The sequence below is a fragment of the Segatella hominis genome, assembly GCF_004535825.1.
GTDB lineage: Bacteria > Bacteroidota > Bacteroidia > Bacteroidales > Bacteroidaceae > Prevotella > Prevotella hominis.
Map to the genome: position 1 here is coordinate 1 of NZ_SGVY01000082.1, position 9,559 is coordinate 9,559.

Here is a 9,559-nt window from a genome sequence, read left to right on the forward strand (position 1 = left end):
ATCCCATTCAGCAAGGAATATTGGATCAATCCTTTTTCTTTATCCCATATCACACCCTTTAGGCCAATGTGAGGTTGATCTCCTTTATTTCGTTCCATTTTCTTGATATCCATGCTAATACAATTTTTAAAGCATTGTCCCTGTATGTTTATGGCATTTACATGTATTTTTTTATTTATCCAACTCCATTCACAAAAATTACAGCTACTTCTTAATGCCCCCAATTTAGCTATTCGTTCTATCTCGAATCTTATTAAAAAGGTATCTGTAAAGTGTATTAGTGATAAATCAACTGTGGCAAAGCCATAAAACTCATTATCCCCTTCTAACCAATTTTGTCCTTCTGTGTCGAATATGAATGTATTCTTTGGATTATATATTTGAACATCTTTCACAATTACGGTATCTATAAGATTCTGATTGGAGAGATAATAAATTGTGTCGTTTGCTTTAAAATGATTAATCCACAACAAGTCATCTTCTGTTAATTTCACTTTTTTGCAGTATGGCAACCCACAACCTACTGGTAGTAGTAGCAATATAAAAAATAAATATTTCATCATTTTGAGGGATAATAGTAATTGTAAAAATTATCAATTGAGTGACCAGCAATGAATCTCGTATATACAGGAATGGATGTACCTGGAGCTTTTATCCCGAATAGCCTTTGCCCTATTGTAACAAAATCTCCTCTGATACTTATTGTAGAAAGACGACTTCCTAATAGGCTATAACCTATAGGAATTGATGTTGCAATATAATTTGTCACATTACTTGCATTACCTTTTAACGTAGAGCTAACAATAGCTGCAGGATTAAATGTTTTAGCTTTATGCCCTGTCGCCATACTAGCAACAATACTCCTCACGCTGCTTTTCTATCTGCATCATGCGGGCGGCATGCAGTATCCTGTTGACAGCAGAAACATCGGGGCACTTTTAGGGTTAATCGAAACTTGTATTTGGCTTTACATGTCTCAATCAAACTCATTATTACTTTTACTGACAGAAGATTACTTAGAGCCTTGCCGAAGTATGCTTTGCCCTGTGTAGTCCTGCCTGCTATACGAAGTAGGATCATTCTTCCTTGTTCCATATTTGTGGGAGCAAAGATAATGATTTTTAAGTAAACTGCCAAAAAACAGATCATTTTTATATAAATCTTTGTGCAAATTGTGCAAAAAGCAAATATATTCTGCATTTTCTTACATAAAGCGGTAAATTTACTACTTTGTTATGGATATGTCTATATAATATGTTTTATCCATCCCTGTACCCACTTTTATTTTTCCCTGCCCACGGAAAAATTCTTGCGTGGGCAGGGAGAAAAATATACCCGGGCAGTGAAGGAAATTTAAAAGAGAATTTGGGAGAATAGGGAGTGTAGTCGAAAAATATTATGATTTAGCATTGCTTGTAGAAAAATAGAGATAGAAAAGAGAGTGTGTCATAAGTCTGTGACGCACCCCTTTTTATTTTTTTCCTTTTCACAGATACGAAATCTTTAAAAAACATTTTTATTTACAACAAAGCCCAAACTTTCACAAGCTCGGGCTTTGTTTTTCCGCAAAAAAGTATATCTTTGCAGAAAACTTCTTAAAGTATGGCAAAGATACAAATAAAATCTGAAACTCGGCACGAATTGAGTTTTTTCCTAACTCTTTTGATGATTATGTACCAAAAGACAGCAAAGTGCGTATGGTGGATCGTATTGTTCGCAGTATGGACATCAACCCTCTCATGGATACCTATGCTGGAACTGGTGAGCTGCGTGAGTATGAGAACTCTTTGGTGACATTCAAGCCTTTCTTGGATAAGTACAGGAAAAGACATGGAAAGCAATCCAAGTGCGTCACCGCAGACTCAGGATACGGATCAGAGGAGAACTATGAGTACATGGAGATGGAAGAGATGGTGGGATATGTAAAGTACAACTGGTTTCACAAAGAACAGCATAAACCTTTCAAGGAAGATGTCTTTAACCAAGCAAATTTCTACTACAATAAAGACGAAGACTATTACGTCTGTCCCATGGGACAACACATAAATCCTTGCGGACAACGGCAAACGAAAAGTGACTCAAGCTATGCGTCCGTCATATCATTATATAGAGCGCAGCGATGTGAAGGCTGTCCACTTGGGGGGCTTTGCAAGAAAGCCAATGGTAACAGAACCATATATGTCAACCATAAGTTGAATGCGTATAAAAAGGAAGCATTTTTGCTGCTGACGTCTGAGGAAGGTATGAAACACAGAAGTCAGAGACCGATAGAGCCAGAAGCTGCGTTTGGACAGATGAAGGCAGACATGCATTACAAGCGATTCAGGCATTTCGGAAAGGACAAAGTTTACATGGACATAGGGTTGTTCGGTATAGGATTCAATTTGAAGAAATATTTGGGGATAAAACTCAATTTGGACAGTTTTACCGTCTGGGACAATTATGCCCTTTTGTGAGCTTTGGGGCTGTTTTGTTATCGATAAAACAAGAAAAGTAAAGTTTCTATACAATATAATAAGATTCCCTTTGTGAAGAAAGACTACGATTCAACTAAAATATACAGAAACACACCAAAAAAAGGGTGCGTCACAGACTTATGACACACCCTCATATCTTTTCCTAATTTGGCAACAACTTGTTGCCAAATTGTAAGTTGCTCATTATAAAACTTAATGCTCCAAGAAGTCATTTGTCAGTTCTTGATAGTTCTTCTTGACCTCATCAAATGGTGGACGTACGATATCTTCAAGATTGTTGCTGTTGCTGAAAAGTTTGATGGACTCGTCCACCTTGCTTTTCAAGTCACGGAAGCAAACCACCTTACCGAAACGCTTCTTCTCGTTCAACACACGGTTGGTACGGCTGAACGCTTGCAACAAGCCATGGTACTCCATGTTTTTGTCAACATAGAGAGTGTTGAGCTTCTTGCTGTCGAAACCTGTAAGGAACATACCGACAACCAAGCAGAGGTCAAGAGGCTTCATGTCCGCCTTCTTTTTCTTCATGCGGAGGTTGATGTCATCGTAATATGCACGGAAGTTTTCTGTGGTGAAACTCGTTCCATACATATTATTATAATCATCCATGATGCCTCGTATTCGGCTTGTGTCTGCGTGTCAAGGTCGTGGCGATCAACCACAAACATCACCTTATCCACATCGTCCAATTCCGATACAAGTTGGGCAGCCTTGAAAGAAGTCAAGGTTTTGCCAGCTCCTGTTGTATGCCAGATATAGCCGTTGTCATTAGAGTTTTCCACACGGTCGAGAATCTTCTCCACGGCATAGAATTGGTATGGGCGAAGCACCATCAGGCATTTGTCTCCCTCATGTAATACAATGTACTTGCCAATAATCTTTCCCAACGTACACTTGTCGAAGAACACTGTGGCAAACTTCTCCAAGTCGTTGAACGGAACGTTTGCGGCATCTGTCCAGTTGAATGTGAACTTGAAGCCGCTATTCGGATTGTTGGCGAAATAGCGAGTGTTCACACCATTGGATATGACAAACAACTGGATATAATCAAACAGTCCATGGAAAGAAGTCTTGTGATAGCGTTGTATCTGGTTGTATGCCTGTTTCAGTTCCACACCTCTGCGCTTCAGTTCTATTTGGACCAAAGGCAGACCATTGATGAGTATCGTCACATCGTAACGGCATTTCTTTCTACCCTCAACCGTGATTTGATTGGAAACTTGATACTCATTCTGACACCAGTGAGTGCGGTTCAAGAACTCCACCCATAGGCGTTCACCGCTTTCGAGTTCAAGCGGAAAGAGGTCACGTAGTTTCTTTGCCTTTTCAAAACGAGTGCCACCCTCAAGATAGATAAGTATCTTTTCAAACTCAGACTCTGTAAATTCGGTACGGCCCAATTCTTCCAATTTCTTCTTGTTGTGTTTCTCCAACTGCTTCTTGAAATTGGCAGACAGATTCTTCTCCTCTTCAATATGAACATACTCGTAGTTCATCTTTTGAAGAGTATCTATAAGTCCGTTTTCGAGGGCGGCTTCACTTTGTACAGGCATATCTTATCTTTTTTATCATTACACTTACAAGAATATGGCTATTCATCCATTTCGCCTACAAAGATATTTCAAACTGTCGATTTGCTCCTGGGTCAATCCTGTAGCTTGCTTAATAGCATCTAGATCCATTCTATTGTCCAACATCATTTTCGCCATAGTCAAGATTCGCTTATCCTTCTCCGCTAGGAGTTCCTCATTCTGCTTCAGATGCTCCTCATTCTCCGCCAACTTTTTATCTCTTATCCTCAAAGCGGTGTCACGATCCTCGATGGCAGAGAAGAACTCGTCCTCTACCAACATGTCTGCACGAACATCCACCGTTACCGTAGCAGCCGTGAGACGATTAATGATACGCATCATCAAAGGTACGAACATTTGATTCGTCCTTCGTCTGCAACGTACACACTACCATTATAATCGTATATTGTTCCAGCTATACCAACACCAGCAGGAGATTGATGAGGTAAGGGGCAATTGTGGCGATTTATTTCTGGCGGACATACATTGTTTTTTATCAATCATATGTCATGCAAGAGAGTGTAAAAAGAGCTGTGCTAAGCTACTTTATTGTAGCTTGACACAGTTAAGTTTACACTCTCCGAATGTCTATAGAACTAATACCTAACATCCATTTCACTTGTTACTTTTCTTCGGGTAACCTACAAACATTTTGATGTACCCTTCCTGAACAATTTACTATTGGAGGTAAATCTTTAGGAATCTCCATAATTCTCCCAATAAGACTATAAGTAAATGGTTTGTTGCCAGTAACATAAGTAATAAAGGCGCGATGTGAAGGTCGTAATGAAGAGTCAAGATACACAATTATGAAACTCCAATTAGACACTCTTTCTATCTTATAGACGTATTCAAACTCTGACTCATGGTCTTTTCTAAGTTGTGAGATATAGTTATCGCCATCTGAGTCAAAATAGACACTAGCATTCCTCAAAGCCCGATTTCCACGATATTTCCAATAAACTTTCCTTTTTTCTTCGTAAGTTTTCTCAAATCCGTTATCACGACATAGTATTAGCTTAAGGAACCTTTGCGTCTTTTCACTTCGTGATTTTATCCCATATTTATTATTTTTATAATCTTTCAAAAACACTAATCGTTTGACCTCATTGGAATAGTTATCCCAATTTCTTGTCATAGATGCCACGTAAACAAGTTTGCCACTTGAATCATAAACAAACTTTGGAATAATTTTATACGATTCATATCCATATTCATTGAATCTCACCTTATATTGAGGAAAGTAGTTGTACGACAGATACTTTAATTCATAAGGATAAGTGTCTTTTTTTATTTCATAGTTTGACGTATAAAGCCATTTCCATGTTTGCTGCTGTTCTTCTTCTACCATGTCAAGAAGCTCGCTGTCATTGTAGTTGAACCCACGGTAATAGGGATTGTAGACATCAGTAAATGTGTCAGTTGCACTAATTTTTGCATTTATCTTTAAATCATCAGGGTAATATTCTTTGTCTCTTATTACTTTATACATTTGCGACATCACTACATTGTCTTCTTCTGGATTTGGAACAGAAAGGAATGTCTGAGCAGACATTTCCATAGAAGTACAAACGAAAGCTACAAGGTATACTATCAGAAATTTCCAGCCTTGGACAAAAGATTTCTTCCCATGAAAATTTTCGCTCAACGTTTTTTCGCTCTTTGTGATACCTAATGCTTTTGCGTTCTCACTGAGCAGTCTGGCAAGTTGTGCATGTGTTGTCTGTAAGGTTTTCACCGAAAATATATCACGATAATCATCCTCATATTTTTCAAGAAATTTTTTGATAAAGTCATGCGAGGTAAATTCTTTTCGGTTAAAAGAATCTACTACAGATTGAAATTTGGTTAATAGTTCTTTATCCATATCACACTTGCTTTTATAGCAGGCTCCATAACTATTCATTAATAAAAGGAAAGACTCTATATACACAAATAAGAAACGTGGAGCCAATCTGTCGCTCGTTCCACGCAGTAAAGGCTCTGGCATCGCCCAAGTTGTCGAAACGAGAAACGCCGAAAGCCCCACGTATGATGTAAGTATATGGTTCACCCTACATCAACAACGAACATAGAAATGTCCGAAGCCAATGAGGTTTGTATACAATACATCCCATGAGGCGTTCCCGTTGCTTTGTTTTTGACAACTTGCGTTCGAACTGCCAGATTCTTACTGCGTCAAAACCAAAGCGTACAGTTACGCCTTATATGTATATATGTCTGCCCAACCTCTGCCCATCGGGGCTTTCGGTACGGGTATAGACATTACAAATGTAATGTTTTAATCTCAAAAAGCCATTCGCTTTGATAGATAAAATGCGGTTTTAACCTATGATTTAACATAATTAAACGCAAATCTGTAAAAGAAATCCTCTTTTGCGTGATTTTTCATTCCAAAAAGTTTGTATTCTCAATGATTATTTGTATCTTTGCAGTGTTAGTTCCAGCCGAGCCTCTTTACAATGCTTAAATAGGCTGGGCTTTTTTGTTTATAGGCTATGGCAAAGAGAAATTTCGGAAAAGATTACAAGACCCCACGAGAACTTGTAACCTTATTAAAAAATCGTGGATTGATAATTAATGATAGGCAAAAGGCTCAATTGTATTTGGAGAGCATTGGCTATTATCGATTGTCAGCGTATATGCATCCCTTGTTGAAAACTCCAAAGACACTTCATCAGTATAAGGAAGGTGCTACATTTAGCAAAGTAGTGATGCTATATCGCTTTGACAAAAAGTTGCGTCTGCTTCTCTTTAATGAGATTGAGAAGATAGAAATTGCCGTTAGAGAAGCCGTGATGAATATGACGGCAGAACAAACTGGGGACATTTATTGGCTTACCAATCCCTCATACTTTCATAACCAAGCTATTTTCAACAATAGCATGACTATGTTGACAAAGGAATACGAACATTCCACAGAAGACTTTATAGAACATTTCAAAAGAACTTACACCGAACCGTTTCCACCTGCATGGATACTTGGAGAGCTACTCCCAATGGGTAGCGTGAATATGTACTATAGAAATCTAAAAGACAAAGGTTTGAAAAAACAGATTGCCAAGCGTTTCAGTCTTCATGCTCCGGTGTTTGAGTCTTGGCTTTCTGTGCTTACACTTACTCGCAATGCTTGTTGTCACCACGCCCGTGTTTGGAACAAAGTCAACAAGATTATTCCAAATGACATGAGAGGCATGGCTCGTCCGTGGATTACACTTCCTACGGACAAGCGTAGAATCTATTATAACATGTGCATCATCAAGTATTTCCTTGACATTATCTCTCCCAACAATGATATGCTTGCCAAAATGCACAATCTGTTCAGCAAGTTTCCAGAGATAGACCTGGCGGCTCTTGGATTTCCTTTTGGCTGGGAACAAGAACCGCTATGGATACAGGCAAACAACTAAATGCAAATGAACTTATTGCCAAGCTTCAAGAATTAGAGACAGAAAATGCCAGGTTAAGAAGAATTCTTGATGTGCACGGAATACCATTCGTTGTGGCCGAGCCTAATGTCACAACGAAAGAAAGCCAACAAGCCGTATCCCATATAGCACCAAAGCTGAGCCTACAGGAAAAGGTTGCGTTATTTCGTAGCGTTTTTCTACAGTTTTCCGCATTTTTCTTCCGATAAATCAACCTCCCCTTGTGATGCCCAAAGACATCACAAGGGGAGGTTTCACTTTTTATCCCTCTTTCCACGAGTTGATTTCTCACAGAAATCTAACCATTCTTACATGATCAGCTAAAGCGTGAGGAGGTTCTGATATTCCTCAAATCCGCAACCTATTTGATTTCGTGGGATTTTGTTTGTAAAACGACAAAAATTCTTTTATTGTACATATTCCTTGCATAACAGAAACGTCGTAAACACCAAATCCCCTTACCCCATAAAGCGACTTGAGGTAATACGCCAGTTTTAACCAGAAAAGCATGGTCTTTAACCAAAGTCTGTCTTGAACAGGTTGGCATAAGCATTGTTGTCTGAGTAAATGTTCAATACATGCCTACGTGATGTCTTAATCCATTTCGCAGGATAGCTTTGTAGAAGTTACGTTCATGTCATCGAAGATGCGTTCCTTGCCACCACAAAGATATACGCACATCAGAGAGCGTAGAATCTCGCTATATTGATAACCAAACATAGTGCATCTCAATCCCAAGGTTGAATCTATGGTTTGATGCTCTTCTGGCATAGTCCCACTACATCCTATAAGGTTGCGGATTTGAGGGATTAAAGAAACTTGCTCAAGAAGGCATGATTCAGAGCGAAGTAGAATTGACGAATTATTCGAAGAGAAAGTATAATTACTTTCCTATACCATCATTTTTCTTCTGGTTCTTATTCCAGTGGTACACCAAATGCGCCTTGATGTAGTGCAACGTCAGGGTATTGACCACATTCTCTTTGCTTGTACTCGATATTGTATGAGCGCCGGGAGACATCTTGTACTTCCCTACTCTGAAAAAAGGATTAATTCCACCATAAGTTTAATCACATTATTGATACACCACATTGCTACCTTTTTCTATTTGAAAAATTTGATATTTAGAATCATAACTATATGAAATCAAGAAATATAGACTCCCCATATCATTCACATAATAACTAGATGTCTTATATACTCCGTCTCTTTCTTTCTTTATTATTATTTTGTATTTTTTTTCATAACTTGTTACATTTAATATAGTATCTTTAACTGTTGAAAAAAACAAAATAGAATCAGAAGAAGCAAAGTATTCTCCATTTTTATAAAAGAAATGATCTACAACACCATTACTTTTAGTTGATTCTATTACTATTTCTTTTTTGGAATATGTTATTAAGAAAGATGATTCTTCATTAGAAGATAATCGTTTCCTATTTCCATGACATGATGATAGCAGCATCAATAAAGCTGCTACTATCATTATTAAAGCAAAACTATTAATTTCCAAAAACTTTTTCATATTTCTTTTGCTCACTGTTAAACACTTTTTTTATAGATGGGTATTTATTTATCATTTTTTTTACTTGATTATAATTTGAACCCCCACATGCTTTTTATCTTGCTTCGCTAAAGATTCATGATCCATATCTCCCCCTGGGTCACTTGCAAATAGCTTTTTTACAGCTTCAATACCATCTTTTTCATAAGTCTTAATTATTTTATCTAAGTCACTACCATGCAAGCAAGTTCATGTGTTATCGTTTCTGCCAATTCATTAACAGATTGATTCTTGACATCTAATTTTAGGATATTATTAAGTTTTCCTTCAATTTCTTCTGCACGGAAACCATCTTCTCTTAAACCATCTATTTTACCTTCAAATTTTTCAATATGCTTATTAACTTCATCAATACGTTTCTATACAGTTGTCAACCGTTCTTTATGAAGAAGATCCCATTCAGCAAGGAATATTGGATCAATCCTTTTTCTTTATCCCATATCACACCCTTTAGGCCAATGTGAGGTTGATCTCCTTTATTTCGTTCCATTTTCTTGATATCCATGCTAATACAATTTT

9 protein-coding genes and 1 pseudogene are annotated in these 9,559 nt (G+C 37.7%); 3 read left to right on the forward strand and 7 right to left on the reverse strand.

Features of this window, described 5'->3' with window-relative positions; genetic code table 11:
• On the reverse strand, positions 1–494 hold a 494-nt coding region (locus EXN75_RS16445; protein WP_187349105.1), incomplete at its 3' end, for a hypothetical protein.
• A gap of 1,203 nt (positions 495–1,697) precedes the next feature.
• Here EXN75_RS16445 and EXN75_RS16450 point away from each other — a divergent pair.
• Positions 1,698–2,456: a transposase gene (locus EXN75_RS16450; RefSeq protein ID WP_134844640.1), complete on the forward strand. Its 759-nt coding sequence runs from the start codon at positions 1,698–1,700 to the stop codon at positions 2,454–2,456.
• Positions 2,457–2,675: 219 nt separating this feature from the next.
• On the opposite strand, the pseudogene EXN75_RS16455 reads toward EXN75_RS16450, so the two are convergent.
• From EXN75_RS16455 to EXN75_RS16465, 3 genes and pseudogenes are all read right to left on the reverse strand, one after another.
• Positions 2,676–4,030, reverse strand: a pseudogene (locus EXN75_RS16455) (type I restriction enzyme subunit R domain-containing protein); the annotation flags it as partial.
• Between the two features lie 42 nt (positions 4,031–4,072).
• Complete coding sequence (locus tag EXN75_RS16460; RefSeq protein WP_134844641.1) at positions 4,073–4,405, reverse strand: hypothetical protein; 333 nt, start codon at positions 4,403–4,405, stop codon at positions 4,073–4,075.
• 265 nt (positions 4,406–4,670) lie between these two features.
• Entirely contained in the window at positions 4,671–5,915 is a 1,245-nt protein-coding gene (locus tag EXN75_RS16465; protein WP_134844642.1) for a hypothetical protein, read from the reverse strand.
• Positions 5,916–6,546: 631 nt separating this feature from the next.
• Here EXN75_RS16465 and EXN75_RS16470 point away from each other — a divergent pair.
• On the forward strand, positions 6,547–7,458 hold the full coding sequence (locus EXN75_RS16470) for an Abi family protein (RefSeq protein ID WP_118120177.1): 912 nt from the start codon (positions 6,547–6,549) through the stop codon (positions 7,456–7,458).
• Positions 7,437–7,685, forward strand: coding sequence for a hypothetical protein (locus EXN75_RS16475; RefSeq protein WP_187349106.1), 249 nt, complete (start codon positions 7,437–7,439; stop codon positions 7,683–7,685). Before EXN75_RS16470 ends, EXN75_RS16475 begins: the two co-directional genes overlap by 22 nt.
• Positions 7,686–8,070: 385 nt before the next feature.
• On the opposite strand, the gene EXN75_RS17895 is transcribed toward EXN75_RS16475, so the two are convergent.
• The 3 genes from EXN75_RS17895 to EXN75_RS17900 form a co-directional block, all read right to left on the reverse strand.
• Positions 8,071–8,247 carry a hypothetical protein gene (locus tag EXN75_RS17895; protein WP_158570212.1) on the reverse strand — a complete coding sequence of 59 codons (177 nt, stop codon included), beginning with the start codon at positions 8,245–8,247 and terminating at the stop codon, positions 8,071–8,073.
• Between the two features lie 304 nt (positions 8,248–8,551).
• Positions 8,552–9,001, reverse strand: coding sequence for a hypothetical protein (locus EXN75_RS16480; RefSeq protein ID WP_134844643.1), 450 nt, complete (start codon positions 8,999–9,001; stop codon positions 8,552–8,554).
• A gap of 60 nt (positions 9,002–9,061) precedes the next feature.
• Positions 9,062–9,223, reverse strand: coding sequence for a hypothetical protein (locus tag EXN75_RS17900; protein WP_167639567.1), 162 nt, complete (start codon positions 9,221–9,223; stop codon positions 9,062–9,064).
• Positions 9,224–9,559: the final 336 nt, after the last annotated feature.